General features: G+C 71.8%; 29 protein-coding genes. 16 read left to right on the top strand and 13 right to left on the bottom strand.

Annotated elements, in window-relative coordinates:
• Positions 1 to 110: 110 nt before the first annotated feature.
• Positions 111 to 674: a hemerythrin domain-containing protein gene (locus ACZ7L5_RS10930; protein ID WP_471516238.1), complete on the bottom strand. Its 564-nt coding sequence runs from the start codon at positions 672 to 674 to the stop codon at positions 111 to 113.
• A gap of 190 nt (positions 675 to 864) precedes the next feature.
• On the opposite strand from ACZ7L5_RS10930, the gene ACZ7L5_RS10925 reads away from it, so the two are divergent.
• Entirely contained in the window at positions 865 to 1,644 is a 780-nt protein-coding gene (locus ACZ7L5_RS10925; RefSeq protein ID WP_471516236.1) for an SDR family NAD(P)-dependent oxidoreductase, read from the top strand.
• A 19-nt stretch (positions 1,645 to 1,663) separates the two neighbouring features.
• On the opposite strand, the gene ACZ7L5_RS10920 is transcribed toward ACZ7L5_RS10925, so the two are convergent.
• Positions 1,664 to 2,236, bottom strand: a complete 573-nt coding sequence (locus ACZ7L5_RS10920; protein WP_471516233.1) for a GNAT family N-acetyltransferase — start codon at positions 2,234 to 2,236, stop codon at positions 1,664 to 1,666.
• A gap of 71 nt (positions 2,237 to 2,307) precedes the next feature.
• On the opposite strand from ACZ7L5_RS10920, the gene ACZ7L5_RS10915 reads away from it, so the two are divergent.
• Positions 2,308 to 2,760, top strand: coding sequence for a PPC domain-containing DNA-binding protein (locus tag ACZ7L5_RS10915; protein ID WP_471516231.1), 453 nt, complete (start codon positions 2,308 to 2,310; stop codon positions 2,758 to 2,760).
• A 17-nt stretch (positions 2,761 to 2,777) separates the two neighbouring features.
• On the opposite strand, the gene ACZ7L5_RS10910 is transcribed toward ACZ7L5_RS10915, so the two are convergent.
• Positions 2,778 to 3,431: a phosphoribosyltransferase gene (locus ACZ7L5_RS10910; RefSeq protein ID WP_471516229.1), complete on the bottom strand. Its 654-nt coding sequence runs from the start codon at positions 3,429 to 3,431 to the stop codon at positions 2,778 to 2,780.
• A 251-nt stretch (positions 3,432 to 3,682) separates the two neighbouring features.
• Here ACZ7L5_RS10910 and ACZ7L5_RS10905 point away from each other — a divergent pair, with 251 nt between their 5' ends.
• The 7 genes from ACZ7L5_RS10905 to ACZ7L5_RS10875 all read left to right on the top strand — a co-directional run bounded on the left by ACZ7L5_RS10905 (position 3,683) and on the right by ACZ7L5_RS10875 (position 8,170).
• Positions 3,683 to 4,081, top strand: coding sequence for an SseB family protein (locus ACZ7L5_RS10905; RefSeq protein WP_328877654.1), 399 nt, complete (start codon positions 3,683 to 3,685; stop codon positions 4,079 to 4,081).
• A gap of 80 nt (positions 4,082 to 4,161) precedes the next feature.
• Positions 4,162 to 5,052 (top strand): SDR family oxidoreductase, encoded by an 891-nt coding sequence (locus ACZ7L5_RS10900; RefSeq protein ID WP_471516227.1) that lies wholly within the window; start codon positions 4,162 to 4,164, stop codon positions 5,050 to 5,052.
• 40 nt (positions 5,053 to 5,092) lie between these two features.
• Positions 5,093 to 6,169, top strand: a complete 1,077-nt coding sequence (locus tag ACZ7L5_RS10895) for a glycosyltransferase family 2 protein (protein WP_471516225.1) — start codon at positions 5,093 to 5,095, stop codon at positions 6,167 to 6,169.
• 86 nt (positions 6,170 to 6,255) lie between these two features.
• Entirely contained in the window at positions 6,256 to 6,708 is a 453-nt protein-coding gene (locus tag ACZ7L5_RS10890) for a YbhB/YbcL family Raf kinase inhibitor-like protein (protein WP_471516223.1), read from the top strand.
• Between the two features lie 43 nt (positions 6,709 to 6,751).
• Positions 6,752 to 6,991 (top strand): hypothetical protein, encoded by a 240-nt coding sequence (locus ACZ7L5_RS10885; protein ID WP_471516221.1) that lies wholly within the window; start codon positions 6,752 to 6,754, stop codon positions 6,989 to 6,991.
• Positions 6,992 to 7,100: 109 nt separating this feature from the next.
• Entirely contained in the window at positions 7,101 to 7,460 is a 360-nt protein-coding gene (locus ACZ7L5_RS10880) for a hypothetical protein (RefSeq protein ID WP_471516219.1), read from the top strand.
• 68 nt (positions 7,461 to 7,528) lie between these two features.
• Positions 7,529 to 8,170 carry a phosphoribosyltransferase gene (locus ACZ7L5_RS10875; RefSeq protein ID WP_471516217.1) on the top strand — a complete coding sequence of 214 codons (642 nt, stop codon included), beginning with the start codon at positions 7,529 to 7,531 and terminating at the stop codon, positions 8,168 to 8,170.
• 20 nt (positions 8,171 to 8,190) lie between these two features.
• On the opposite strand, the gene ACZ7L5_RS10870 is transcribed toward ACZ7L5_RS10875, so the two are convergent.
• Both ACZ7L5_RS10870 and ACZ7L5_RS10865 read right to left on the bottom strand, forming a co-directional pair.
• Complete coding sequence (locus ACZ7L5_RS10870) at positions 8,191 to 9,315, bottom strand: CapA family protein (RefSeq protein ID WP_471516215.1); 1,125 nt, start codon at positions 9,313 to 9,315, stop codon at positions 8,191 to 8,193.
• Between the two features lie 62 nt (positions 9,316 to 9,377).
• Positions 9,378 to 9,833: an archease gene (locus ACZ7L5_RS10865; RefSeq protein ID WP_471516213.1), complete on the bottom strand. Its 456-nt coding sequence runs from the start codon at positions 9,831 to 9,833 to the stop codon at positions 9,378 to 9,380.
• A gap of 113 nt (positions 9,834 to 9,946) precedes the next feature.
• Between ACZ7L5_RS10865 and ACZ7L5_RS10860 the strand changes: the two genes are divergently transcribed.
• The 3 genes from ACZ7L5_RS10860 (at position 9,947) to ACZ7L5_RS10850 (ending at position 13,285) form a co-directional block, all read left to right on the top strand.
• On the top strand, positions 9,947 to 10,402 hold the full coding sequence (locus ACZ7L5_RS10860; RefSeq protein WP_471516211.1) for a TIGR03668 family PPOX class F420-dependent oxidoreductase: 456 nt from the start codon (positions 9,947 to 9,949) through the stop codon (positions 10,400 to 10,402).
• A gap of 179 nt (positions 10,403 to 10,581) precedes the next feature.
• The gene (locus ACZ7L5_RS10855) at positions 10,582 to 11,919 is read left to right on the top strand and encodes a gluconate:H+ symporter (RefSeq protein ID WP_471516209.1); all 1,338 of its coding nucleotides are present in this window, start codon (positions 10,582 to 10,584) and stop codon (positions 11,917 to 11,919) included.
• A 37-nt stretch (positions 11,920 to 11,956) separates the two neighbouring features.
• Entirely contained in the window at positions 11,957 to 13,285 is a 1,329-nt protein-coding gene (locus ACZ7L5_RS10850) for an enolase C-terminal domain-like protein (RefSeq protein ID WP_471516207.1), read from the top strand.
• A gap of 27 nt (positions 13,286 to 13,312) precedes the next feature.
• On the opposite strand, the gene ACZ7L5_RS10845 is transcribed toward ACZ7L5_RS10850, so the two are convergent.
• A complete protein-coding gene (locus tag ACZ7L5_RS10845) occupies positions 13,313 to 13,759 on the bottom strand; it encodes a PaaI family thioesterase (RefSeq protein WP_471516205.1) in 447 nt (148 codons plus the stop codon).
• A gap of 99 nt (positions 13,760 to 13,858) precedes the next feature.
• On the opposite strand from ACZ7L5_RS10845, the gene ACZ7L5_RS10840 reads away from it, so the two are divergent.
• The 3 genes from ACZ7L5_RS10840 (at position 13,859) to ppk2 (ending at position 15,767) form a co-directional block, all read left to right on the top strand.
• The gene (locus ACZ7L5_RS10840) at positions 13,859 to 14,293 is read left to right on the top strand and encodes a MarR family winged helix-turn-helix transcriptional regulator (RefSeq protein ID WP_471516202.1); all 435 of its coding nucleotides are present in this window, start codon (positions 13,859 to 13,861) and stop codon (positions 14,291 to 14,293) included.
• Between the two features lie 21 nt (positions 14,294 to 14,314).
• A complete protein-coding gene (locus ACZ7L5_RS10835; protein WP_471516200.1) occupies positions 14,315 to 14,779 on the top strand; it encodes an SRPBCC domain-containing protein in 465 nt (154 codons plus the stop codon).
• Positions 14,780 to 14,852: 73 nt separating this feature from the next.
• Positions 14,853 to 15,767 carry a polyphosphate kinase 2 gene (ppk2, locus tag ACZ7L5_RS10830; protein ID WP_471516198.1) on the top strand — a complete coding sequence of 305 codons (915 nt, stop codon included), beginning with the start codon at positions 14,853 to 14,855 and terminating at the stop codon, positions 15,765 to 15,767.
• Here the strand turns inward: ppk2 and ACZ7L5_RS10825 are convergent.
• The 5 genes from ACZ7L5_RS10825 to ACZ7L5_RS10805 all read right to left on the bottom strand — a co-directional run bounded on the left by ACZ7L5_RS10825 (position 15,745) and on the right by ACZ7L5_RS10805 (position 21,009).
• Positions 15,745 to 16,131: a luciferase domain-containing protein gene (locus tag ACZ7L5_RS10825; protein ID WP_471516196.1), complete on the bottom strand. Its 387-nt coding sequence runs from the start codon at positions 16,129 to 16,131 to the stop codon at positions 15,745 to 15,747. The two genes, ppk2 and ACZ7L5_RS10825, sit on opposite strands and share 23 nt — an antisense overlap.
• Positions 16,132 to 16,218: 87 nt before the next feature.
• Positions 16,219 to 17,139, bottom strand: a complete 921-nt coding sequence (locus tag ACZ7L5_RS10820) for a YceI family protein (RefSeq protein ID WP_471516194.1) — start codon at positions 17,137 to 17,139, stop codon at positions 16,219 to 16,221.
• Between the two features lie 87 nt (positions 17,140 to 17,226).
• Positions 17,227 to 18,309 (bottom strand): maleylacetate reductase, encoded by a 1,083-nt coding sequence (locus tag ACZ7L5_RS10815; protein WP_471516192.1) that lies wholly within the window; start codon positions 18,307 to 18,309, stop codon positions 17,227 to 17,229.
• Entirely contained in the window at positions 18,306 to 19,169 is an 864-nt protein-coding gene (locus tag ACZ7L5_RS10810; protein WP_471516189.1) for an intradiol ring-cleavage dioxygenase, read from the bottom strand. Before ACZ7L5_RS10810 ends, ACZ7L5_RS10815 begins: the two co-directional genes overlap by 4 nt.
• A gap of 100 nt (positions 19,170 to 19,269) precedes the next feature.
• Positions 19,270 to 21,009 carry an FAD-dependent oxidoreductase gene (locus ACZ7L5_RS10805; protein WP_471516187.1) on the bottom strand — a complete coding sequence of 580 codons (1,740 nt, stop codon included), beginning with the start codon at positions 21,007 to 21,009 and terminating at the stop codon, positions 19,270 to 19,272.
• Positions 21,010 to 21,226: 217 nt separating this feature from the next.
• Here ACZ7L5_RS10805 and ACZ7L5_RS10800 point away from each other — a divergent pair, with 217 nt between their 5' ends.
• Positions 21,227 to 23,005, top strand: coding sequence for a helix-turn-helix domain-containing protein (locus ACZ7L5_RS10800; RefSeq protein ID WP_471516185.1), 1,779 nt, complete (start codon positions 21,227 to 21,229; stop codon positions 23,003 to 23,005).
• Positions 23,006 to 23,372: 367 nt separating this feature from the next.
• Here ACZ7L5_RS10800 and ACZ7L5_RS10795 read toward each other — a convergent pair whose 3' ends face one another.
• Complete coding sequence (locus ACZ7L5_RS10795; RefSeq protein ID WP_471516183.1) at positions 23,373 to 23,957, bottom strand: AMIN-like domain-containing (lipo)protein; 585 nt, start codon at positions 23,955 to 23,957, stop codon at positions 23,373 to 23,375.
• A 66-nt stretch (positions 23,958 to 24,023) separates the two neighbouring features.
• Complete coding sequence (locus tag ACZ7L5_RS10790; RefSeq protein WP_471516181.1) at positions 24,024 to 24,740, bottom strand: DUF998 domain-containing protein; 717 nt, start codon at positions 24,738 to 24,740, stop codon at positions 24,024 to 24,026.
• Positions 24,741 to 25,028: the final 288 nt, after the last annotated feature.

Raw genomic sequence — 25,028 nt, 5'->3', positions numbered from 1 at the left:
CGCGCCCGTGCCTGAGCCGTGCTCGGCCGAGCGCGCCCCTGCGTGCCCTGTTCTCGCCCGGGCGGCCGCCGAGTCAGAGCCGGGTTGCCGCCCGTGGGAAGTACGCCCAGTCAGTCCTTCTTGCCGCGTCCCGACAGCGCGTCGCGCAGCCGGTCGACCAGGCCGGTCCCCGGAGCCAGCAGCTTGTTCGCCGGCGGCGTGTCCGGGGCGGACGGGTGGGGGCGGGTCGGCGCCACCTTCTTCGCCTGACGCACCTTGTCGCCCAGCTGGTCCAGCGTCTCCGGGGTGCACGCCGCGCGCAGCCTCGGGAAGAGGTTCTGCTCCTCGTCGGCCAGATGCGAGCGGACCTCGGTCATCAGCATCCCGATGAGCCGGTCGAAGTCGGGGTCACCGGCGTCGCATCCCTCCAGGTCCTTCATGAGCCGCTCGGCCCGGGAGTGGTCGTCGATCTCCCGGTCGACGATGGCGTCCCCGCCCGCGACATGCTCACGCACGGCCGGGTACAGATAGATCTCCTCGGCCACCGAATGCCGCACCAGCTCGATCGTGGCCTGGTCGGCGTACACCTTGCGGTCCTTGTCACCGGACGGAAGCGCCTCGATCCGGCCGAAGAACTCCTCGACCTCGCGGTGATCGGTCACCAGCTCGTCGATGACGTTCCCACCATGACCCATAGCTCTCCACCTCCAGAATCGGGCGGCGGTCCGGTCGGACGCGCCGCGGACTCCGAGTGCCCGCACCCGGCGGGCTCACACGAAGGGCGGGGAAACGGAAGGGACGGTCGCTGCCACGGCATCCCGCAGGCGCCGTGACGACGACGCCCCCGAGCGCCGTCCCCCCGAACAGGCCGCCTAGGGTGCGGGCATGATGTCGCAGGCATACCTCTCCGAACTGTTCTCCCTGGATGGCCGGGTCGCCGTGGTGACCGGTGGCAGTTCAGGCATCGGCCGGGCCATTGCCGAGGCCCTCGCCCGCGCGGGCGCGAGTGTCGTGGTCGTGGCGCGCAGGGAGGCCGAACTGGCCGCGACGGTCGGTGAGTTGGAGGCGCAAGGCTGCCGGGCGGCCTGGGTCAGCGCCGATCTCGGCACGCGCGACGGCGTGCGGGCGGCTGCCGAGGAGGCGGTCGGGGCATTCGGTGAGCCCGACATCCTCGTCAACTGCGCCGGGATCAATCTGCGGCCGCCGATGGGCGAGCTGGGCGAGGACGTGTGGGACACCACGATGGCCGTGAACCTGGAGGCGCCCCACCTGCTGGGGCAGCGTTTCGGCCCCGGCATGGCCGAGCGGGGCTTCGGACGGATCATCCACATCACCTCCCAGCAGGCCCACCGGGCGTTCGTCCAGAGCGGCGCCTACGGCGTGTCCAAGGGGGCGCTGGAGGCGCTGGCCCGATCCCAGGCCGAGGCATGGTCGCCCTACGGCGTCACCTGCAACACGCTCGTGCCGGGGTTCGTGATGACGCCGCTCAACACTCGCCTGTCGTCCGACCCCGAGAAGGTGGCGGCGCTCGCGGCGCGCACGATGGTCGGACGCAACGGCCTGGCCGAGGACTTCGCCGGCGCGGCGGTGTTCCTCGCGAGCGGCTCCTCCGCCTACGTCACCGGGCAGGCGATCTTCGTCGACGGCGGGTTCTCCGTGCACTGAGCCCCGCGGGGCCGTCGCGTCAGCGCAGGTCGAGCCGCATCAGGATGCGGGGGTGACCGGCCAGGACGGAGGTCGTGTCGGCGGCGTGGACGAAGCCGGCACGTTCGAAGTTCTTCCGGATGCCGGCGTACGCCATCGTCAGGTCGACCCTCGCGTCACCGTTGTCGAGGGGGTACGCCTCGATCACCGGGGCGCCCCGGTCGCGGGCGAACTCGACCGCGCCGGCGATCAGGGCGTGCGTGATCCCCTGCTTGCGGTGGCCGGGGCGGACACGGATGCACCACAGCGACCAGACCGGCAGGTCGTCGACGTGCGGGATCTTGCGGTTGCGCGCGAAGGACGTGGCCGAGCGCGGTGCCACCGCGGCCCAGCCGACCGGCTCGTCACCGTCGTAGGCGATCACTCCGGGAGGAGGATCGGTGCGGCACAAGTCCGCGACGTACTCACCGCGGGCCGGCCCTCGCAGCTCGTTGTTGAGCTTGGACGGGATCCGGTAGCTCAGGCACCAACACACGTTTGCCGCGGGTGACTTCGGGCCCAGCACCGCGCGAACGGCCTCGAAGTCCGAAGCCGGGCGGACGTCCATGGTCATGGCACCACCCTTTCACGGCGCGCTCGCGTGCGCCGCGTGGTGGCACAGCGCGATGCGGGTACCCGAGGCGCATGAAGTGGCAACAGGTGGAGGCTTCTCCGGCGTCGGTGTACGTCCTGGTGCCGGCTGCCGGCGAGGACGCCCTCGCCGAGATCACCGGCTTCGCCCGGGAGCAGGGGCTCGGGGCGTCCCAGGTGACGGCCGTGGGGGCCTTCTCACGGGCCGTCGTGGGGTGGTTCGACCGCGCGGCGAAGGACTATCGCCGCATCGGGGTCGACGAGCAGTGCGAGGTCCTGTCCCTCCTGGGGGACATCGCCGTCGGCGAGGACGGACCCACCGCACACCTGCACGCCGTACTGGGCCTGTCGGACGGCACGACCCGCGGCGGCCATCTGCTGGAGGGCCGGGTGTGGCCGACCCTGGAGGTGATCGTCCGCGACAGCCCGGCTGCCCTGGCGAAGATCCACCGGCCCGAACTGGGGCTTGCGCTGATCGACCCGGAATCGCTGATCGACCCGGAGTGACGTCACGCCAGGGTGCGTCATACCGTGGCGCGGAACCTGTGCAGCATGTCCGCGACCTCTGTCTCCGAAAGCCGGTCGAAGTCCTCGTACCACTCGCCGACCGCGTGCAGGGACGCCGGCTGCTCCAGGCACACGAGGTCGTCGTACTGGGTTCGCAGGGCGGTCAGGGTTCGCGGGCTGCCGACGGGGACGGCCAGGACCAGGCGGGCAGGGCGGTGGTGGCGCAGGAAGTGCAGAGCCGCCGTGGCGGTGAGGCCGGTGGCCAGGCCGTCGTCGACGAGGACGATCGTGCGGCCGTCGACGGACGGGAGCGGGTGGTGGCCGCGGTAGACGTATTCGAGGCGGTGCAGCTCGTTGCGCTCGCCGGCGACGACATCGCCGAGCCGGTCCTCGGACAGATGCATCATGGCCAGACTCTGCCGGTCGTACAGCGGCGGATCGTCGGCGACGATCGCCCCGATCGGCGTCTCCGGCCGGATCGGCGTGCTGATCTCGCGGGCCACGAGCACGTCCAGCGGGGCGTGCAGAGCACGGGCCACCTCGACCGCGACCGGCACGCCACCGGCCGGGAGGGCCAGCACGAGCGAATCAATCAGATCACCGGAGTCGGCCCACTCGACCAGCCGCAGGGCGAGTTCCTGTCCGGCGTGGGTACGGTCACGGAACGGCACGGCGCACCTCCCTCGCGCTCGGCGCGGTCGCCGGGTGCCCGGCGCGGCGGTCCGTGAAACGACGCAGGGTCCGCGACATGAGCGCCGGGGACGAGTGCGCCAGCACCCGGGAGGGAGTGCGAGCGTTCGCAGGAGGGCCGGGACGACGATGCGCACATGAGGCGGGCGGACACATGAGGGACGGTGGAGCGGGTACGCGGATCATGCGGCGCGTACCGGACGGACGGGCACGACACGGCAAGGGGATGGACATGACTGACCCCCACTTCGAGAGCGGTGCCTTCGCGGCACAGCAGGCTCTGCGCACGGTCGTCGAGAACGGCGTGGACGAGGCGGCGCTGAGCACGCTGGCCCACAGCGAGGTACTGGTACCGGCGGCTGCGGACGCGGAGGGGCCGGCCCCCAAGGCACTGACGCTTCCGGTGTTCGAACAGGAGGACGGGACCGAACTGGTGCCGGTCTTCACCACCCAGGAACGCATGGAGCAGGCCCTGCCCCGGATGCACCGGCACCGCAGCGTGCAACTCGGTGCCCTCGCCCACGGTTGGCCCTCCGACAACCTCTCCCTCGTCATCGACGCGGGCACCCCCGAGCAGCTCGCGCTGACGGCCCACGGCGTCAAGGCGCTGCTGGACCGGGAGGACGGCTGACCGGCTGACCCAGCTTTTCGGCAGCTGCGAGGCGGGAACCCGGCCAGTCGTCCGTGCCCGCCAGCGGTCAGGAGGCCGTCGTGACCGATCCGCAGCACAGCCGGCAGAACCCGGCCACCCAGCACCCGCAGCCCGAATTCCCCGCACAGGACCAGCCCCATCCCGGGTGGACGGGGCCGATGGACCCGCCGCCCGATCACGGTGAGGACAGCTACCGCGGCAGCGGCCGGCTGGACGGCCGCAAGACCGTCGTCACCGGCGGCGACTCCGGCATCGGACGGGCGGTGGCGCTGGCCTTCGCCCGGGAGGGCGCCGACGTGCTCTTCACCCACCTCCAGGAGGAGACGGACGAGGCACGCGAGACGTCCCGGCTCGTCGAGGACGCCGGCCGCAAGGCGGTAGCCGTCCCCTGCGACATCCGGGACGAGGACAACTGCCGGACCCTGATCGAGCGCGCCGTCGCGGAGTTCGGGCACATCGACGTCCTGGTGAACAACGCCGCCTACCAGATGTCCCAGCCGGACGGCATCGAGGCGATCACCACCGAGCAGTTCGACCGGGTCATGCGCACCAACCTCTACGGCATGTTCTGGCTGACGAAGTTCGCGCTGCCGCACATGCCCGAGGGCGGCAGCGTCATCAACTCGACCTCGGTGCAGGCCTACAAGCCGAGTCCGCATCTGCTGGACTACGCGATGACGAAGGGCGCGATCGTGACCTTCACCCAGGGGCTGGCCCAGATGGTCGTCGACCGGGGCATCCGGGTGAACGCGGTCGCACCGGGGCCGGTGTGGACGCCGCTGATCCCCGCGACGATGCCCGACACGGTCGAGTTCGGAAAGCAGAGCCCGCTGGGCCGCCCGGCACAACCCGCCGAACTGGCCCCGGCGTACGTCTATCTCGCCTCCCAGGACGCCAGCTTCGTCACCGCCGAGATCCTCAACGCCACGGGCGGAACGCCACTGCCGTAGCCGGGGGACGCGACCGATGCCGACAGAGGAGGACCGTCGTATGACGAGGCCGAGCCGGGTGGTGGACGGCGCGGACACCACAGCGCCACCGCTCTCCTACGCCGTGGTCGTGCCGACCCGGTTGCGCGACACCCTCGCGGACTGTCTGGGCGCGCTCGCCGCCGCGACCGGAGCGCCGCCGGACGAGATCGTCCTCGTCGACGACCGTCGCGGGCCGGACCACGGTGACCTGGGCCATCCGCTCGACGTGCTCGGCGACCTGCGGGCCCGCACCACGGTGGTGCGCAGCGGCGGCCACGGCCCGGCGGTCGCGCGCAACGCCGGTCTGCGGGGCGTGCGTACCGCTGACTGGGTCGTCTTCCTCGACGACGACGTGCAGGTGGGACCGCACTGGTGCGAGCAGGTGGTGCGGGACCTGGCCGAGGCGCCGTCGACCACGGCGGGCGTCCAGGGCGTGATCACGGTGCCGCTGCCCGGCGGGCGCCGCCCCACCGACTGTGAGCGCCGCACCGTGGGCCTGGCCACGGCCCGGTGGATCACCTCCGACATGGCCTACCGCACCGACGTCCTAAGGGAGGTCGGCGGCTTCGACGAACGCTTCCGGCACGCGCAGCACGAGGACACCGACCTCGCCCTGCGCGTCCTGGACGCCGGCTGGGGCATCCGGCGGGGCCGGCGCACCACCCGCCACCCCGTCCGTCCCGCTGACCGGTGGGACTCCCTGCACGACGAGCGCGGCAACGCCGACGACGCGCTCATGGTCCGGCTGCACGGCCCCGACTGGTGGTACAAGACGGCGTCGCCGCGCGGCCGTATCCGCGCCCATGCGGCGGTCACCTCGGCGGGCGTGGCCGCCTGCGCGCTCCTCGCGGCCCGAAGGCCCGCGGCCGCGGGCCTCGCGGCAGGTGCCTGGACCCTCGGCACCGCCCGTTTCGCCTGGAAACGGATCGCTCCCGGGCCCCGCACCAGGTACGAGGTCGACACGATGCTCGTGACCAGCGTCCTCATCCCGCCCGCCGCCGTCTGCCACCGCCTCGGCGGACTGTGGCGCCATCGCACGGCCCGCCCCTGGCGAGAGCTGACGAGGGGTTCCGAGCCCGCCGTCCCGACGAACTGACCGGCGCGGCACCCGGCGGGCCTGCGCCCGGCACACCCGAACGGGTGCCGCGTGTGGTCCGCGTGACGACGGGTACTGCGGCGCACATGACCGACATAGAACTCAAGAGCTCCGCGTTCGACCACGACGCGATGATCCCGCGGCGGTACGCCCTGGAAGGGGAGAACCTCTCCCCGCCGCTGGCCTGGTCCGGAGTACCCGACGAGGCGGCGGAACTGGCCCTGCTGTGCGAGGACCCGGACGCCCCGTCGGGAACCTTCGTGCACTGGCTGGTCACCGGCATCGATCCGCACGCGGACGGACTGCCGGCCGGCGGAACGACCCCTGGCAGCCACCCGCACACGAACGGCTACGGCGAATCGGGGTGGGGCGGCCCCCTGCCCCCGGTGGGCGATGACGCGCACCGGTACTTCTTCCGCCTGTACGCCCTGCCGGGCCCCGTTTCCGTCCCGGAGGCGGCCTCGGCCGTGGAGGCCCACCGGGTGTTCGACGAGCAGCAGCTCGCCAGCGGGACACTCATCGGGCTCTACAAACGGTGACGGCCGGGCTGCGTTTCCGGCGCGCAGAGCGCATGGTGGTGGCATGAGCACGCGTCCCCCCGTGGTGGTGCAGCCGCCGGCGTCGGACGGCGGGCGTCAGGTGACGATCCGCGGCGAGCCGACCGGCACCGCCTACAGCCTGTTCGACGTCATGGACCTGGTGCACCGCGCCGGCCTCCCCGGCGAGGACCGGGCCGTCGACGACCCCGACCTGATCGAGTGGCGCGGCGGCGGGCCGTACGACTGGAACGGCACCGACACGTCCGACACGGCAAACGGGTGAACGGGGGACCGGCCCCACCCTCGGAGGTCTGAGGTTCCCGTCGGAGCGCCGCTGACCTTGACTGAAGGCAGCAGGTCCGAACGGGACCACTACCTCACGGGGGATCCACATGAACCGCAGGACGAGCATCTTCGCGGCCGGCCTCGCCACCACCGTTTCCGCCCTGGCCCTCACCGTCGGCGCATCGGCCGCCCCGGCCCAGGCCGCGGCGGCCGGCGATGCCGCCGCCATGGCGGGCACCGTCGACTGCGACGGCTGGGTGCACAACAACAACCCGGACCACGGCATCGCGGGCTGCAAGAACAACACCGACCGCACCGTCACCTTCCGCGCCGAGGTCGTCTGCGGCTGGGCACCGGACGTCTCCGGCCAGTGGGTGACGCTGGCGCCGGGCCAGTACGGCGAGTCGTCCGGCGTCTGTGCGATCTACAGCTCCGGCGTCGGCAGCGTCGGCTGGAGCATTCAGTAGGGCCCAGGCCGACGGGGTGTCCGACACGGATGGGTGGGGTACGCGGCGACGGACGGAAGGGGAAGCCCATGCAGTTCCGTGACCGCGCGGAGGCCGGGCGTGAGCTGGCCGAGCAGCTGCGTGTCCGGCAGGACAAGGGCCTCCTTCCGCATCCCGTGGTCCTCGCGCTGCCACGCGGAGGCGTCGCGGTCGCCCGGGAGATCTCCAGGGCGCTGCAAGCCCCGCTGGACGTGCTCGTCGTACGCAAGATCGGCGCCCCGTTCCACGAGGAGTTCGGGGTCGGCGCGCTCGCGGGCGACGGGCCTCCGCTCTTCGACGAGCAGACGCTGCTGCGGCTCGGGTTGAACGAGGCCGACCTGGCGCCGGTGGTGGAGCGGGAGCGGCACGAGCTGCGGCGGCGCGAGGAACGCTATCGGCAGGGCCGTCCGGCTCCCGAGCTGCTTGGCCGTACGGCCGTCGTCGTCGACGACGGAGTCGCGACCGGCTCCACCGCACGCGTCGCCCTGCGCGCCCTACGGGCCCGGCACCCCGAGCATCTGGTGCTTGCCGTCCCGGTCTGCGCACCCGAGGCGGCCGAGGAACTGCGCCGGGAGGTCGACGACTTCGTCTGCCTGCACCAGCCAGGGCTGTTCAGCTCGGTCGGAGAGTGGTACGAGGATTTCGGCCAGCTGACCGACGCCGATGTGCTGGAAGCACTGGGCGGCGAGTGACATCGGACGGAGCGGGCCGTTCAGCGGGCGGCTCGGCCGACGGGCTTCGACAGGATGAGCGCGCCGTCCGCCTCGAGGGCGAGGTGGACGCCGTGACTGATGCCGTCGAGGGTGGCGTGCAGCCACGTGCGGTCCTCGGGCGGGGCGGGCTCCAGGCGCATGCGGCGGGCGAGCAGCGGCACCATGCGCAGCCCGACGAGTTCGCCCGTGTCCGCCGCCACCGTCACGAAGCAGGCCAGGCGCAGGTCGTCGCGGTACTGCTCGTAGCCCGGGATGCCCTCGTAGTCGTCGATGAAGTCGCCGCAGCCGTGCAGGATCAGCCGGCCGCGGTGCACCTCGACGGGGCGGGGATGGTGCGAGGAGTGACCGTGGACGACATCGGCGCCACCGTCCACCAGGGCGTGCGCGAAACGGCGCTGGTCCCGGGGGACGGTGTAGCCCCAGTTGGATCCCCAGTGCACGGACACGACCACGAGGTCGTCGGCCCGCTTCACCTGCCGTATGTGCCGTACCGCTTCGGCGGCCGCGGTCGGTGACAACGCGGGAACGTGGGCGACGCCGGGCCGGTCCGCCGTCGCCGCCCAGGCCGCGGGGACGCCGCTGCCGGCGGCGCCGAGGGCGAAGACGAGCACGCGGCCGCCGTGGGGGAGCGGGAGTGCCACGGGCGCGTACGCCTCGTCGGCGCTCCGCCCCGCGCCGGCCGTGCGCAGACCCGCTCCGTGGAGCACGTCGAGAGTCTCCTCCAGGCCGGCGCGGCCGAAGTCGAGTACGTGGTTGTTGGACAGGACGCACACGTCGGGCCGGGCGACGGTGAGGGCCGGCAGGTTGGCCGGATGCATGCGGTAGTGGACCGCCTTGCCGGGCTCGAACGAGTCGCTGCACGTCACCGACGTCTCCAGATTGACGATCCGCACGTCCGGACCGCCCGACTCCAGCAGCCCCAGCGCCTCGCCCCACGGCCACGACGGGTCGACGGGCGCCGGAATCGGTCCGTTCACCGCCTCCGCCATGCTCACGTAGGAGCGGGCGTCCGTCACGTACCCCTCCCGCAGCGCCGGGTCGCCGGGCCGGGCCAGGATCTGGTCGACGCCGCGTCCGAGCATCACGTCACCGCAGACGAACAGCGTCACCGTGCCGCCGCTCATGTCTCCACCGTACGGGGGGTACGGCGGTGACGAGGGGCCTGCCCTTCCTCCGGTCGGCGCCCTCACACGTCCACGGTCACCGCGCACGACCACCCGTACGGATCCGGACCGATGTGCAGCCCGTGCCAAGAGACGCCCTTCGGGGAGGCGCCGGTGGCCTGCACGTCCGCCAGGTCGGCGAGTGCGAGCCGTAGGTCGAGGGCGCCGTCCGAGGTGGTGGCCTCCAGGTCGACGGGCACCCGGCCGTTCGCGTCCAGCCGGAGGGCGACCTCGTCGAGCAGGGCGCTCAGCAGCCGTTCGTCGTCCTCCTCGGCGAGCCGTACCCGTTCCATGGAGGTGGGCCGCACCGCCGTCACGTCGGCGAAGCACTCCACCATGCCCATCGCCGCCTCTACCAGGCAGCGCTCGCGGCTGACGCCCCAGGCCTCGATCCGTACGTCGTCCGGGTGGGGCACCGCCCGATGGCCGCTTCCACCGCGCCGTCGCGTCTGGATGTCGTCGTCCGTGTCGCCGACCATCGGCACCACCTGATCCGCTCATGCCGTCCGGGCCGCTCTGGGCCGCTCAGGGCCACACGGATAGGGGTACCCGTCTCAGGGCGCGGCGTACCGCCGGGGCGGAGGGAGCCGACATGCCGGACATGGAACGGGACGAGGCGCGCAGCCGGTTCGCCGGGGCGCCGGTGGCTCGGCTGGCGACGGTCGATCCGGAGGGCCGCCCGCATCTGGTCCCGGTCGTGTTCGCGCTGCGCGGCGACGAGATCGTCACCGCCGTCGACCACAAGCCGAAGCGCTCCCAGCGGCTCAGGCGGCTGCACAACATTGCCGGGCACCCGGCCGTCTGTCTGCTGGCGGACGTGTACGACGACGACTGGGACCGCCTGTGGTGGGTCAGGGCGGACGGCGACGCCCGGATTCTGCCGTCGGACGCGACCGACGGGGCAGTGCGTGACGAGTACGCCGCCGCCGTCGAGTCGCTGCGGCAGAAGTACCCCCGCCACTACGAGGCACGGCCGCCCGCAGGGCCGGTGATCGTGATCACCGTCGTGCGCTGGAGCGGCTGGCGGGCCGCACCGGACGCCGGGTGAATCACCCCGGGTGAATCACGCCGCCTGAGTCACGCCGAGTGAATCAACGGGCGCAGACCCATTGACCTTGACCATCCATGAACATAATCTCCGTCTTCATATGTAGACGACGTCTTCATGTGAAGACCCCGTTCAGCGGGTTGAACATAGGCGGCCGGCGTTCAAAGGAGAACTGACATATGCCGCTCGTGGTGGTCGGGATCAGCGTCCTGGTCCTGCTCGTCCTGATGACCAAACTCCGGCTGAACGGCTTCGCCGCCCTGCTCCTCGTGGCGGTGGGCGTCGGCCTGGTCCAGGGGATCGGGCCGGCGAAGATCCCGGACGTCCTCGCCGAGGGCATCGGCGACCAGATCGGCGACACCATGCTCACCATCGGGCTCGGTGCCATGGTCGGCCGGGTGATGGGGGACTCCGGCGCCGCCCAGCGAATAGCCGGCCGGCTTCTCGACGTGTGCGGGCCGCGCTGGGTGCAGGTGGCCATGGTGCTGACGGCCATGCTCATCGGCGTCACGATGTTCTATGAGGTGGCCTTCGTCATCATCGTGCCGATCGCCTTCACTCTCGTCCGGGTCACCCGGGCCAACCTGCTGTGGGTGGGGCTGCCCATGTCGATCGCCCTGTCCACCATGCACAGCTTCCTGCCGCCCCACCCGGGCCCCACCGCGGTGGCCGCAACCTTCCACGCGTCCGTCGGACTCACCCTGTTCTACGGCCTGTTCATCGCCGTCCCGGTCGGCGCGTTCATCGCGCTGCTGTGGCCGCGCCTTCCGTTCGTCCGCGCGATGAACCCGTCCATCCCCAAGGGCCTGGTCAGCGACCGTGTCTTCGAGGACGACGAGATGCCCGGCATGGGCTGGTCGCTGTCCGTCGCCCTGCTGCCCGTGGTCCTCATCGCCGGCGCCGCGGTGACCGACCTCGCCGCCTCCGGCGACAACGGCCCGCTGCACTTCATCGCCTTCATCGGATCCGCGCCGATCGCCCTGCTGCTCACCCTGCTCGTGGCGATCTGGGCGTTCGGCCCGCGCATCGGCCGCAGCCTCGCCGAGGTCAGCGCCTCGTGCAAGGAGGCCGCCCAGGCGATGGCGATGATCCTGCTCGTCATCGGCGCGGGCGGTGCCTTCAAGAACGTCCTCGTCGAGGGCGGCATCTCCGACTACATCAAGGACGCCACCGACGGCTGGTCGATCTCCCCGATCCTGCTGGCCTGGCTGATCGCGGCCATACTCCGCATCGCCCTCGGCTCCGCGACCGTCGCCGTCGTCACCGCCTCCGGTGTGGCGCTGCCCCTGCTCGCGGGCAGTGGCGTCCACCCCGAGGTGATGGTGCTCGCCGTCTCCTGCGGCTCGATCGCCTTCTCCCACGTCAACGACCCGGGATTCTGGATGTTCAAGGAGTACTTCAACCTGTCCGTCCTCGACGCGATCAAGGCGCGCACCACGTACACGACGGTGCTCGCACTTCTCGGGCTGGCCGGCGTCCTGGTCCTGGAACCGGTCCTCGACGCCCTCAGCATCTGACCGACCTCCCTCCTCACGAGAACGGCATCCGCCAGCCATGACCCAGCCCGTCGTCACCAGCTTCGCCGTCTATCCGGTCGCCGGCCACGACTCGATGCTCCTCAACCTCTCCGGCGCGCACGCCCCGTACTTCACCCGCAACGTCGTCGTCATCGAGGACTCAGAAGGGCGTACGGGCCTCGGTGAGGTGCCCGGCGGCGAGAAGATCACCCGGACCCTGCGCGACGCCGAACGTCTCGTCGTCGGCGCGCGTGTGGGCGACCACAAGCGCGTCCTGCGTGCCATCGAGTCCGCCTTCGCCGACCGCGACACGGGCGGTCGCGGCGCCCAGACCTACGACCTGCGCACCACCGTCCACGCGGTCACCGCCGTCGAGTCGGCCCTCCTCGACCTGCTCGGCCAACACCTCGAAGTCCCGGTCGCCGCCCTCCTCGGCGACGGGCAACAGCGCGACTCCGTACGGGTACTCGGCTACCTCTTCTACGTCGGCGACCCGGACCGGACCGACCTGGACTACGTCCGCGCCCCGGACGCGGACGTCGACTGGTACCGCATCCGGCACGAGGAGGCACTGACGCCCGAGGCGATCGTCCGGCAGGCCGAGGCCACCTACGACCACTACGGCTTCCGCGACTTCAAGCTCAAGGGCGGAGTCCTGCCCGGCGCGGAGGAGGTCAAGGCCGTCACCGCGCTCAAGGAGCGCTTCCCCGCAGCTCGGATCACCCTCGACCCGAACGGCGCCTGGTCGCTGCGCGAGGCGGTCGAGCTGTGCCGTCCACTCCTGGGCACCCTCGCCTATGCCGAGGACCCCTGCGGGGCCGAAGGCGGCTACTCGGGGCGCGAGATCCTCGCGGAGTTCCGCAGGGCCACCGGGCTGCCCACGGCGACCAACATGATCGCCACGGACTGGCGTCAGCTGACCCACGCCCTGGCCCTGCAGTCGGTGTCCATCCCGCTCGCCGACCCGCACTTCTGGACCATGCAGGGCTCGGTGCGCGTTGCCCAGCTGTGCAACGCGATGGGGCTGACCTGGGGCTGCCACTCCAACAACCACTTCGACATCTCCCTGGCGATGATGGCCCACTGCGGTGCGGCGGCACCCGGCGACTACAACGCCCTGGACACGCACTGGATCTGGCAGGAGGGGCTGGAGCGGCTCACCGCGGAGCCGCCGAGGATCGCCGGCGGCGAGGTCGCCGTACCGGACACGCCCGGACTCGGCATCCGGCTGGACATGGACCGGCTCCTGGCCGCCCACGAGCTCTACGAGGAGAAGGCGCTGTCGGGCCGGGACGACGCCGTCGGCATGCGGTATCTGATCGACGGCTGGACCTTCGACGCCAAGCGGCCCTGCCTCGTGCGCTGAACCTCGCCGGGTGCTCTCAAATCATGGTCAGGGGGCGTCACGCTCGCTGTCCCGGGCCGGTTCGGTGACCGCGATGCTGCCCTGGGCCACGGCGCACAGGGTCGTGGTGCCGTCGGCGGCGACCGTCGTCAGATCGCAGCGGCACACCGCGCGCGTACGGCCGGCCCGGATCACCCGGGCATGGGCGCGCAGGGTCTCGCCCTTGGCGGGGCGCAGGAAGTCGATGGTGAATCCGGCGGTCATCACACCGAAGCCGACCGCGGCGCCCGCGGCGAACGACAGCGCGTTGTCCGCCGCGTAGCCGAGCAGACCGCCGTGGGCGAAGCCGTGCTGCTGCAGCAGATCCTCACGGAGGTCCAGTTCGAGTGTCGCCTCGCCGTCCCCGAAGGCCGTGAGCCTGGCACCCAGCAGCACGCTGAAGGGTTGGGCGGCCAGCACCTTGCGGGCCAGGGGCAGATCGAGAGTGTTGTTCACGAGACCACCGTCCACCGTCGTCGTAGGTCACTTCAACGAGGTCACTTCACTAGTGAAGTGAGGATGGCGTTGTCCCGTCCCGTCTGTCAACATCGGTCCATGCCCGAGCCCGATCAGCGACTGTTCTTCCTGCTCCAGCGGGCGGCGCACCAACTGCGCACCGCCTCGGACCGGCGCCTGCTGGCCACCGCCGGGATCACCACGGCCCAGCTCGGCGCGCTGTTCGCGATCCGCGACGAGCCGGGCATCACCCAGCAGGCGCTGGCCCGCACCCTAGGGCTGCGCGAGTCCGCCGTCACCGGGCTGGTCGGCCGCCTCACCGCGGCCGGTCTGGTCGCCAGAAGGGCGCATCCGCGGGAACACCGCGCCGTGGTGCTGGAGTTGACCGTCGACGGGGCCGCCGCACTCGACGCGGCGCAGCCCGAGGTCGACCGGTTCAACGCCGAGGCGCGGGCGCTGCTGGGCGAGGACGGGTTCACGCGGACGGCGGCGGCGATGCGCGCACTGGCCTCTTGGGAGTCCCCTGACCCGTAGGCCCGCCACTATGGTGAGGCCATGTACTCGACGCGGGTCTCCTGGCATGTGAACGCCTCACGCGCGGCCGTCTACCGGGCGCTGCTGGACGCGGACGCCGTCGAGAAGTGGCGGGTTCCGGACGGCATGAGCGGGCATGTGCACGAGTTCGAGGGGCGCGAAGGCGGGGCGTTCCGGGTCTCGCTCACCTATGACCTGCCGACCGGCGCCGGGAAGTCGGACGCACACACCGACACCTACCACGGCCGCTTCGTGCGGCTCGTGCCGGACGAGCAGGTCGTCGAGGAGGTCGAGTTCGAGACCGACGACCCCGCCCTGCGCGGCCTGATGACGATGACCACCACCCTCACCGACGCCGACGGCGGCACGGACGTCCTCGTCGTGCACGAGGGAATCCCCGACGTGGTGCCGGCCGCGGACAACGAGACCGGCACGCGGATGGCGCTTGCGAACCTCGCCCGGCTGGTCGAGGCCGGACCACGGTGATCCGTCCGGGAGTTACGTGATCTTTGCCTGGGGTTCGCCGCCCGTATGAAAGCGCTCGCTTTCATGGGTATGCATGGACACCGAACTGCTGTCAGGGTTGCGCGTCGACTACACCGACCAGGACGACCCCGTGCTGATCCGGCCGGACGGAAGTCCGGTGGACACATGGCGCGAGAACTACCCGTACGACAAGCGCATGGAGCGCCCGGAGTACGAGTGGCACAAGCGGCTGCAGCAGATAGAACTGCTGAAGCTGCAGAGCTGGATCAAGGAGACCGGCCGCCGGCTCGTCATCGTCTTCGAGGGGCGGGACGCGGCCGGCAAGGGCGGCACGATCAAGCGGTTCACCGAGCACCTCAATCCGCGCGGCGCCCGGGTCGTGGCGCTGGAGAAGCCGACCGAGCGGGAGCGCGGACAGTGGTACTTCCAGCGGTACGTCGAGCATCTGCCCACCGCGGGCGAGATCGTGCTGTTCGACCGGTCCTGGTACAACCGGGCCGGCGTGGAACGGGTGATGGGCTTCTGCACGGATGACGAGTACCGGCGCTTCATGCGGCAGGCGCCCGCCTTCGAGCGCATGCTCGTCGACGACGGCGTCGACCTGATCAAGTTCTGGTTCTCGGTGTCCCAGGGCGAGCAGCGCACCCGCTTCACCATCCGCCAGGTCGACCCCGTACGGCAGTGGAAGCTCAGCCCGATGGACCTGGCGTCGCTGGACCGCTGGGACGACTACACCGCCGCCAAGGTCGCCATGTTCCGCGAGACGGACACCGAGCACACGCCCTGGACCGTGGTGAAGAGCAACGACAAGAAGCGGGCGCGCGTCGAGGCGATGCGCAGCGTGCTGGCCCGCTTCGACTACAACGACAAGGACGAGGAAGTCGTCGGTACCGCCGACCCCCGGATCGTCGGCGCGGCCGCGGGCCTGCTGGAGGCGGGGGAGGACGACTCCTGGGCCCCGGGCACTAGCGGCGGGGCAGCACCGTGACCCTCCGGAAGTTGCACTCGCCCCCTGCCGGACGCTTCCCGGCAGGGGACGGCACGCTCTGGTGGGCCTTGAGCGCGGCGCTGACCAGGCTCATCAGCAGATCGACGTCCGTGTCGCAGTCGAGATGCACCGTCACCCAGCCCGAGCCGGGGACCAGCCTGATCGCGGTGGACTCCTGGAGGTCGGCGTGGAAACGTCGGATGGCCGACACCGTCAGGTGCAGGTCCACGTCATGGTCGGAGTGGAAGTGCACGATGTCGCTGTGGACGGAGCGCAGTGCCCGCCCTGCACCGCAACTGGCCGGGCCCGGGCTCAGATCGGGCCAGACTTCCAGTTGCTTCATGGCGCGCTGGGCCAGTGTCATGCCCCCATAGTCACCCGATCACCGCGTCGCAACCAGAGGTTGAGCGATTCGTAACCGTGGCGTGAGGTACCTCTCGGCCATCCTGGCCTAGTCGGGAGGGGTCGGCGTGTCGTGCGTGCGGTACATCGCCTGGACGTCCAGCTCCAGCTGCACGGTGGGCCCGACCACCGCGATCCCGCGGGCCAGCATGCTGCGCCAGTTCAGGGTGAAGTCCTCGCGGTGCAGCTCCGCCCTGGCCAGCGCCGCACACCGCAGCTCCTCACCGTAGCCGCCGTTGACCGACCCCAGGTAGGTGGTGTCCAGCTCCACCGAGCGGCTCACGCCGTGCATGGTGAGCGACCCCTGCAGCGTCCACTTGGCGCCGCCGCGGAAGGCGAAACGGGTGCTGGTGAAGTCGATGTACGGGTAGCGCTCGACGTTCAGGAAGTCGGCCGAACGCAGATGGTTGTCCCGGGTGTTGTTGCCCGTGGTGATGCTGGCCGCCTCGATGCGCACCGACACCTGGGAATCGGCCATGTCGGGCGCCACCCTTATGCCGCCGGTGAACCGCTCGAAGCGGCCGTGGACATGGGCCATGCCGACGTGCTTGGCGATGAACCGGATCGCCGTGTGCGGCGGGTCGAACAGCCAGGTGCCCGCAGTCGGCAGTTCCAGCTGCCGGCCCGACGTCAGCTGGACCCGCGCGGCGGGCTGCGGCGCACCGGCGACGACGTCCAGCGACTCCCGGTGCGGTGTCAGGCCCTCGGCCGTGATCATGAGGCTGTAGCGGCCCGGCGGGAGCGCGGCGAAGAAGAGGCCGTACGGGTCCGTCGTACCGGACGCCACGACCTCGTGCGAGTCCATCGCGGACACGGTCACGTCGGCGCCGCGCATCGGCAGCCCGACCGGGTCCACGACCTCACGGCCCACGACGCCTGCACCGGCCGGCACGGGCAACGGGATTCCCGGCGCTCCCCGCGAGCGTCGGCTCCCTCGGGAGTTTCGGCTCCTGAGTAGACCGAGGGGCATGCTGATCACCTTTCTTCCGTCGTGGGGGGATCTTCGAGCGTGGGGGGCAGGGGGTGTGTCAGTAGGCGCTGAGGCCGGCGAGGGACGTCACTGGGCGCCCGAGACGGGCGGCACGCCCTCGTACGCCGCCCGCAGCAGGGCGAGTACGTCGTCGGCGGTGACCGGGCGGGGGTTGGGGTACGCCTGGCCGGCGGTCTGCGCGGCAGCTGCCGCCAAGTCGGCCTCAGCGAGGCCCAGTTCGGCGAGCGAGCGGGGTGCGCCGAGGCGTCCCGCCAGTTCCCACAGGGCCGTCGGAGCGTCGGCCGCGTCCAGCGCGCGGGCCACGGTGGCGGCCGCGTCCGGGGCGGCGGGCGCGTTGTGCGCCAGGACGTACGGCAGGACCACCGTGTGCGTCTCGGCGTGCGGGAGGCCGAAGCTGCCGCCCAGGACATGGCACAGCTTGTGGTGCAGACCCATGGTGGTGCCGCCCAGGCAGGACCCGCACAGCCAGGCCCCGTACAGCGCGCGACCGCGGGCGCCCGGCGACGCCGGCTCCTCGGCCACCGCCGGGAGCGCCCGCGCCATCGCCCGAACGCCCTCCTCGGCCATCAGCGCGACGAAGGGCGAGGTGTCGGGGGCGTACAGGGCCTCGACGGCGTGGGCGAGCGCGTTGATACCGCTGGTCACGGAGAGGGGCACGGGCAGGGAGAGGGTGAGCTCGGGGTCGTAGACCACACTGCGGGGCAGCACCTTCGGGTCGCGGCCGGTCCGCTTGGCGCCCTGCTCGGTCAAGCCCCAGACCGGGGTCATCTCCGACCCCGAGTATGTGGAGGGCACCGCGATCAGCGGCAGTCCGGTGCGCAGGGCGATCGCCTTGCCCAGCCCGATCGACGAGCCGCCGCCCACCGCCACGCACCCGTCGGCGCCCGCCGCGCGAGCCGCCCGGACCGCCACGTCGGCGACCTCGACGGGCACGTGCATCCGCGCCCGGTCGTGCACGCCGACGCAGGCCGGGCCGAGCGCGTCGGCGACCGCCCGCGCGGTGTCCGCGCCCCGCGCCCCGCACACCACCAGCACCCGCCGCAGCCCCAGCCGCCCGACCTCGCCCGGCGTCGCGGACACCGCGGCGCCGGGCCGGAAGACGACCCGGACGGGCAGGGCGTCGTAGGAGAAGTCGAGGGCGTCGTTCACGACCGCTCCAGTACGAGGTCGAAGCAGGCGTGCCGGAACGGGTTCGGCACGCCGAACTCCCGTGCCGCGGACGGGTCGTCGACCGGGGCGAAGTCGGTGACGAGGCCCGGCTTGACGGCGAACACCGCGTCCGAGTCCAGGTAGTCGCTGCCCGCCACGAAGATGTGCGTGGTCACCGGGGTGTGTCCGTCGGCAGAGACGATGAAGTGGATGTGCGCGGGCCGGTAGGGGTGCCGTCCGGTGGCCCGCAGCAGCGCGCCGACCGGTCCGTCCGTCGGGATCGGGTACGCGCTCGGTACGCACGTACGGAACCAGAACCGTCCCTCGCCGTCCGCGGTGAACAGCCCGCGGCCGTTGCCCGGAGGCTGAACGTCCGGCTGCTGCACGTCGTAGAAGCCGTTGCCGTCGGCCTGCCACACGTCGACGACCGCGCCGGGCAGCGGGCCGCCGTCCCGGGACAGCACCCGCCCGCTGACCACGCACGGCTCGCCACCGCCGGCCAGGTCGATGTTCGCGCCGAGCGCGCGCACCGGCGACTCGGTCATGTGGAACGGACCCAGGACCGTCGACTCGGTGGCGCCGGGACCGTGCCGCTCGTTGATCGCCTCAAGGAGCATCGACAGGCCGAGCACATCCGACAGCATGATGAACTCCTGCCGGGTCCGCGTGCATGCCTGCCCGGTCGCCGTCAGGAACCCGACCGCCCGCTCCCACTCCTCCTGCGTCAGCCGCGACTCCCGGGCGAAGGCGTGCAGATGCCGGATCAGGCCGGTCAGCAGCTCCCGCAGACGGGGGTCGTCCGTGCCCCTCAGACTCGCGACGACCTCGTCGGTGACCGTGTCCGGCGCGTCACCGGTCATGTCGGCTCCTTCCCGGGCTCCTTGTCGTGCGGCTGCCCGTCCCGCGGCTTCATGTCCTTCTTCGGCTTCCAGTCCTTCTTCGGCTGCCTGGGAGTCCATCTCAACCGTGCCCGAGAATCCGCCGCACCGCGCCGGTGAGCAACCGCTCGGCGTCCACGGCCACGTCGGCGTGCCGGAACGCCACATACCCGTCGGGGCGTACGAGGAGCGCGCCCGCGTCGGAGATCTCGCTCAAGCCGGCCCAGTCGCCGTAGGGGTCCTCGAACTCCCGGCCCGGTCCGATGACGACCGTGGCGATGTCGAGGGGCTGCGCCTCGGCCGCCCGCAGCCACCTCTCGCCGCCGATGCCGGTGAGCAGGGTGAAGCGGCCCTTGCCGACCGTGTCGAGGGTGGACAGGGTCCGGGGCCCGGAGGTGATCCAGGCGTGCGGGAGCTTGGCGCCGGGGCGGGAGGTGGGCTGGTGGTGCAGTTCGGGATCGCGGGTGAAGCCGGCGTCGGGCGTGCCGTCGGGGACGACCGCGTCGGAGGCGTAGCGCTGGTTGAGGTCGACGCCGTGCGCGTTGAACTCGTACGCCTTGAAAGCGATCGCCTCGCGCAGCGCGGCCCGCTGCTCGGCCGCCGCCTCGGTGCTGTCCTTGCGGGCGGCGATGTTGGCCCACAACTGCTCGGGCGTCTGCGGCGACAGCCCGTCGAGCGCCTCGAAGATCGGGGCGGTCTCGGCGATGGACTTGTTGGCGCGGGTGACGATCTGCCTGCCGACCGGAGCGCGCTCGGCGTCGTAGGTGTCGAGGAGCCGCGGCGAGGCGACGCCGTCGAGGACGAGCTTCAGCTTCCAGGCCAGGTTGTGGGAATCCTGGATGGAGGTGTTGGAGCCGAGCCCGTTGGACGGCGGGTGGCGGTGCACGGCGTCGCCGGCGCAGAACACCCGGCCGTTGACGTAGGTCTGCGCGTACATCTCGTTGACCGTCCACGCCGACGACGACTTGATGGTCACCGGAATCCCGTCGTCCCCTACCAACTGGCGTACGACGGACAGGGCGTACTCCTCGGTGAGGTCCGGGGCGCCGGCGCTCACGTCGTACCCCCACACGATCAGCCACTCGTTCCAGGGCCGTACGCAGCGCACCAGGCCCGCGCCGATGCCGCCGACCGTGGCGCCGGGGGCGAGGACCCAGTACAGGGTGGAGGGGCGGTGCGCGGTGTACTTGCTCAGGTCCGCGTCGAAGACGATGTTGATGCTGCCCGCGACGCCCATCTGTCCGCCCATCGGCAGCCCGGCGTCCTCGGCGACCTTGGAACGGCCGCCGTCGGCGCCGATCAGGTACTTGGCGCGAATCGCGTACTCGTCGCCGCGCAGCCGGTCCTCGACGGTGACCGTGACGCCGCCCTCGTCCTGGACGAAGGATTTGTAGACCGTGCTGAACCGGAGGTCCGTGCCGCGCGCGATCGCCGCGTTCACCAGCACCGGCTCCATCAGATGCTGCGGCATGTCGCACATCCGCGTCGGGCTGGCCAGCTCGTGCGCCGCCTGCACGAGCGGGTCGTTGCCCCAGGAGCGCACCCTGCCGAGCTCGTCGCCCGCGAGGCTCGTGCAGAACGTCGTGTTGCCCATCAGGTGCTGGGGCGTCGCCTTGGCGATGACCTCCTGCTCGACGCCCAGGTCGCGCAGCACCTCCATGGTCCGCTGGTTGGTGATGTGCGCGCGAGGCGTGTCGGCGAGGCTCGCGTGCCGGGTGACGACCATGTTGCGCACGCCGTAGGTGCTCAGCGCGAGCGCGGCCGACGCCCCCGCCGGGCCGCTGCCCACGATCAGTACGTCGGTCTCGACAACGGTGTGCACGACAGAACGCTCCAGGAGGCGAGTCAGGGGTCAGCAAGCGGATGAGCCGGGGCACGAGCTCGGATCCGGGCAGGAGCCGAGAAAACGAGAACGGACCCATGCCTTTCAAGATCATGGAGCGCTGCGGTCGGTCATGGGTGTCTCAATACGAGACAACCTCCGCCGCACGGCCCGCCGTCGTCGCGTGCCCGGCGCCCCGGATACGGTGAGGGGCGCCATGACCACCGCGGAACATCCTCCTGCCCTCGCCCCCCTCCGCCATGCCCGGGAACGGTTCCTGACGGGCCGCCCGCTCCCGGCCGGCGTGCCGGACGACGTCGTCGCCGCTTGGCGGCGAGCCCGGTTCTTCGGCGTACGGCCCGATCTCGACGGCCCGGTACGGGAGTCGGGCCACGCCGTCGACTCGCCCCTGCTGGAGGCGGCGCTTCCGGTGCTCGCCCGGATCGCCCCGGCCCTGGACGCCGGACGCTCGGCGCTCGTGCTCACGGACGAACGGCTGAGGGTGCTGTGGTCGACCGGCAGCGCCCCCGGCGACGACACCTGCAGCGACCTGTCCGAGCGCGAGGTCGGCCACAACAGCGCCGCGCTCGCCCTGCGCACCCGGCGCCGGGCCGAGGTGCACGGACCCGAGCACTTCCTCGACGTGTGGCAGGACGTCTCCGCGGTCAGCGTGCCGCTGCTGTCCCCGGATTCGGAACAGGTGCTCGGCACGGTGACCGTCGCCTCCGGTCTGTGCGCGGGCTGCCGACCGCACCCCGGCGCCGCCCTCGCCGAGGCGGCTGCCGCGGCGGTGGAGGCCGAACTGCGGGCACGCGCGCGTACCGCGGAACGGGCGCTGCTCGACGCATACGAGCGGGCCGCGCGGGGACGCGAACGAGCGGTCGTCGCGCTGGACGGCCGGAACCGCCTGATCAGCGAGGCGGCGGCACGCCTGGCCTCACCGCAGGTGCTGGAGGCGCTTGAGCGGGGTGCGCGGGCGCGGGGGAGGGGGACCGGCGAGTCGTACGAGGTCTCGCTTCCCGAGGACGCGGGGTGCAGTGTCGAGATCACTCCGGTACGGCATGAGGGGTGCGCCGTCGGCCTGGTCGCCGTGCTCGAGCCGCGTTCCGTGGAGCCGGTGCCGGAATCTGTGCCGTGTCCGGGGAGCGAGTTGATCGGGAACTCGGTGCCGTGGCGGCACGCTGTCGCGCGGGCGACGGCCCTGGCCCGGACTGCGGGGCCCTTGCTCGTCGTGGGCGAACGGGGAACCGGCAAGACCACGCTGGCCCTCGAACTGCTCGACGGCACGGCCCCCTTGGTCGTGGACGCCGCCGAATCACCCGAACTCGGCCTCAACGATGACATGCGTGGCGAGACGGGGGGCGCCCTCGCCGAAGGCTGGGGCAGGGCCGGTGACCGGCCGCTGCTGCTGCGGCACGCCGAACGGCTCGCCCAGTCCGACGTCGCCGCCCTCAACTCCTTCCTGGACGAGCGCCCCGACGCCCGCCTGGTGGTCACCTATACGCCCGGAACCTCACCCGGCCCCTGCCTCCAGCGCCTCCTCGACACCCTCGCGGCCCGCTCGGTGACCCTGCCGGCGTTGCGGGAACGCGCCGAGGACATCAGGGAGTTGCTGCCCGCCCTCGTGCCCGCGCCCGCACCCGGCAGCCCGCCGCTGACCTGGTCGCTGGACGCGCTGCGGGCGCTGGAGCGGCACCCCTGGGCCGGCAACATCACCGAACTCGCCCACCTCGTGCGGGCGTTGGCCCGTCAACGGCGGCTCCGCGGACCGGTGCGGCGGAGCGAACTGCCCGATCCCGTGCGGGAAGGTCCCGCGGGACGGAACCTCAGCCCGATGGAGCTCGCGGAACGCGCCGCGATCCTGGAGGCGCTGCGCCGCCACGGTGGCAACAAGGCACGCGCCGCGGCGGCGTTGGGCATCGCCCGGGCGACCCTCTACCGGAAGCTGCGGGAGTACCAGGGGCGGGATGCCGGGATCCGGGGCGGGATGCCGTGATCGGGAGCGGGATGCCGCGATTGGGAGCGGGACGCTGCGATTGGGAGCGGGACGCCGTGATCTGGAGCGGGATGCCGCGATTGGGAGCGGGACGCCGTGATCTGGAGTGCGGGACGCCGTGATCGGGGAGCGGGAAGCTGTGCTCGGAGGCGAGGCGCGACTCAGGTTGGCGTCGCCCTGATCGGAGGCAGGGGGCCCGGGCCGGAGTCGGCCGGTGCCGGACAGGGCCGGGCCGGGGCCGAGCGAGGCCGGACAGGGCTGGACCGGGGCCGGGCGAGGCCGGACAGGGCTGGACCGGGGCCGGGCGGGGCGGGGCCGGGCGGGGTGCTCTGATCGCTCCCCGCCCCGGACCCCCCGACCGCCGCCCTCAGCGTGCGCCGGTCCAGTTGTGCGCCACGTCGACCACGATCCGGCCGTCGGTCACCGACACCCGGAACGGCAGCCGCGCCCGGACGCCGAGCCCGAGCTGCGTGTCCCCTTCGAAGCTGCCGACGAACCGGCCGTCCCTGAAGGTGCGGTACCCCGTGAGGTCGACGCCCTTGAGACGCTGACCGGCTCGCACGGGATACGTGGGCTTCCCGGTGTCGGGGTCGTAGGCGGGTGCGGTCACTCGCACCTCGAGGACGGCTCCGCCGCCGACGGCGATGGGGTCGCCCGAACCGTCCTGGTGGACGCGGCTGACGTACTGGACGGAATAGCCCAGGTCGCCGCTGCCCGCCCCGGGGACGTCGACGACCATGCGGTCGAAGCAGGCGTGCCGGCCGGTCCGGACGTTCGTCACCGACTCCGTCGTGGCGGCGGAGCGGGTCTCGGCCTGGCTGCCCCAGCCGGTGGGGCAGGCCGTGGTGGCCTGGGCGGTGCGGGCGGGGGCAGCGCCGGCAGGGACCGCCGCCACTCCCAAGGTGATGCCCATGAGCGCGGCTGTCGCCCATGCAGTTCGCTTTTGTACCATTGCGTCCCCCGGGGAGGCTAAGTGTCTGATATCTGGTGAGACACCCGGGTAGCGTCAATGGTTGCATTACTCGCGAGAGATGGCGGGAATCAACCGGAAGACGGCGAGAGCGCCGATGACCAGCGTCCACACCAGAATGGGGAATGCCGCGACTCGTTCCATTCCGCCCATGCCGAGGCCCAGGTACTGCTCGGAGAGGAACAGCCCGAGGCCCGTGATCGCGATGACTCCCAGCAGCCCGGTCAGCCGCCTCAGCGTCCGAGGCGCGCTGCCCGCCAGGCCGGCCCCGGCCGGCATCAGGCCGATATTGCCGGCCCCCATGACCAGCAGGGTGCCCAGCGCGCGTTGGTTCTCGTCGACGTCGGAGGGAGCCGGCCCTGCCAGCACGAAGCCGACACCTCCACCCGCAAGCAGCAGCCTGGCCGACACCCCCGCCGTGCCCGTGCGCCAGAGGGGCCCGGTGAGCGCGGCGCCGACCACGAGCAGTGCGCCGAGCGCGATGAACGAACCGTTCATCAGTCCGTGCTCGGGCGAGCAGATGTAGCGCGGTTCGGGATCCGACTGCAGGGCACAGTGGACGTTGCCCAGGTCGCTGATGTTGTTCCGGGCCCAGCTGTACGCCGGGCTGTGCCACGCCGACTCCACGACCACGTGCAGTACGAAGAACTGGGCGACCCCGGTGACCCAAGCGAGGTAGCCGAGCCAGGCCGAGTGTGTGCGCCGAGCGATGTAGCCGCGCAGGTCCGAGGAACCGGGCCGGTCCGAGGAACCGGGCCGGCTCAAGGTGCTGCGCCGGCCTGAGGAGCCGCGCCGGCTCAAGGTGCTGCGCCGGCCTGAGCAGTCGCGCCGTGTGGCCGGGCCCGGTCTCGTGGCGTCACTGTTCGGATTCCTCAACTTGCATGCATTTCCCCGTAGTTCGTCCGCACAAGCCGATCACGTGTCGCCGGTCCGGGACACGCCGGACGACCCCCGGAACGGGGTGGGGGCAACCTCAGGTCGACGATCTCGTCGGGAACCGACGCCGGGGGCCGGGCGTTCCATGGAGTACCTGGGCGACTCACGGGGGTCGTG

It is taken from the genome of Streptomyces sp. NPDC107528, assembly GCF_055639295.1.
This window is presented reverse-complemented; position numbering and strand designations above follow the sequence as displayed.

Bases quoted from the DNA above. Each gene is read 5' to 3' on its own strand.
- ACZ7L5_RS10875 (WP_471516217.1), top strand. From the start codon at position 7,529: ATGCAGTTCCGTGACCGCGCGGAGGCCGGGCGTGAGCTGGCCGAGCAG.
- ACZ7L5_RS10835 (WP_471516200.1), top strand. From the start codon at position 14,315: ATGTACTCGACGCGGGTCTCCTGGCATGTGAACGCCTCACGCGCGGCC.
- ACZ7L5_RS10825 (WP_471516196.1), bottom strand. From the start codon at position 16,131: ATGACACTGGCCCAGCGCGCCATGAAGCAACTGGAAGTCTGGCCCGAT.
- ACZ7L5_RS10855 (WP_471516209.1), top strand. From the start codon at position 10,582: ATGCCGCTCGTGGTGGTCGGGATCAGCGTCCTGGTCCTGCTCGTCCTG.
- ACZ7L5_RS10860 (WP_471516211.1), top strand. From the start codon at position 9,947: ATGCCGGACATGGAACGGGACGAGGCGCGCAGCCGGTTCGCCGGGGCG.
- ACZ7L5_RS10915 (WP_471516231.1), top strand. From the start codon at position 2,308: ATGAAGTGGCAACAGGTGGAGGCTTCTCCGGCGTCGGTGTACGTCCTG.
- ACZ7L5_RS10865 (WP_471516213.1), bottom strand. From the start codon at position 9,833: ATGGTCGGCGACACGGACGACGACATCCAGACGCGACGGCGCGGTGGA.
- ACZ7L5_RS10885 (WP_471516221.1), top strand. From the start codon at position 6,752: ATGAGCACGCGTCCCCCCGTGGTGGTGCAGCCGCCGGCGTCGGACGGC.
- ACZ7L5_RS10840 (WP_471516202.1), top strand. From the start codon at position 13,859: ATGCCCGAGCCCGATCAGCGACTGTTCTTCCTGCTCCAGCGGGCGGCG.
- ACZ7L5_RS10905 (WP_328877654.1), top strand. From the start codon at position 3,683: ATGACTGACCCCCACTTCGAGAGCGGTGCCTTCGCGGCACAGCAGGCT.
- ACZ7L5_RS10920 (WP_471516233.1), bottom strand. From the start codon at position 2,236: ATGACCATGGACGTCCGCCCGGCTTCGGACTTCGAGGCCGTTCGCGCG.
- ACZ7L5_RS10820 (WP_471516194.1), bottom strand. From the start codon at position 17,139: ATGCCCCTCGGTCTACTCAGGAGCCGAAACTCCCGAGGGAGCCGACGC.
- ACZ7L5_RS10870 (WP_471516215.1), bottom strand. From the start codon at position 9,315: ATGAGCGGCGGCACGGTGACGCTGTTCGTCTGCGGTGACGTGATGCTC.
- ACZ7L5_RS10800 (WP_471516185.1), top strand. From the start codon at position 21,227: ATGACCACCGCGGAACATCCTCCTGCCCTCGCCCCCCTCCGCCATGCC.
- ppk2 (WP_471516198.1), top strand. From the start codon at position 14,853: ATGGACACCGAACTGCTGTCAGGGTTGCGCGTCGACTACACCGACCAG.
- ACZ7L5_RS10890 (WP_471516223.1), top strand. From the start codon at position 6,256: ATGACCGACATAGAACTCAAGAGCTCCGCGTTCGACCACGACGCGATG.
- ACZ7L5_RS10930 (WP_471516238.1), bottom strand. From the start codon at position 674: ATGGGTCATGGTGGGAACGTCATCGACGAGCTGGTGACCGATCACCGC.
- ACZ7L5_RS10810 (WP_471516189.1), bottom strand. From the start codon at position 19,169: ATGACCGGTGACGCGCCGGACACGGTCACCGACGAGGTCGTCGCGAGT.
- ACZ7L5_RS10895 (WP_471516225.1), top strand. From the start codon at position 5,093: ATGACGAGGCCGAGCCGGGTGGTGGACGGCGCGGACACCACAGCGCCA.
- ACZ7L5_RS10925 (WP_471516236.1), top strand. From the start codon at position 865: ATGATGTCGCAGGCATACCTCTCCGAACTGTTCTCCCTGGATGGCCGG.
- ACZ7L5_RS10795 (WP_471516183.1), bottom strand. From the start codon at position 23,957: ATGGTACAAAAGCGAACTGCATGGGCGACAGCCGCGCTCATGGGCATC.
- ACZ7L5_RS10850 (WP_471516207.1), top strand. From the start codon at position 11,957: ATGACCCAGCCCGTCGTCACCAGCTTCGCCGTCTATCCGGTCGCCGGC.
- ACZ7L5_RS10880 (WP_471516219.1), top strand. From the start codon at position 7,101: ATGAACCGCAGGACGAGCATCTTCGCGGCCGGCCTCGCCACCACCGTT.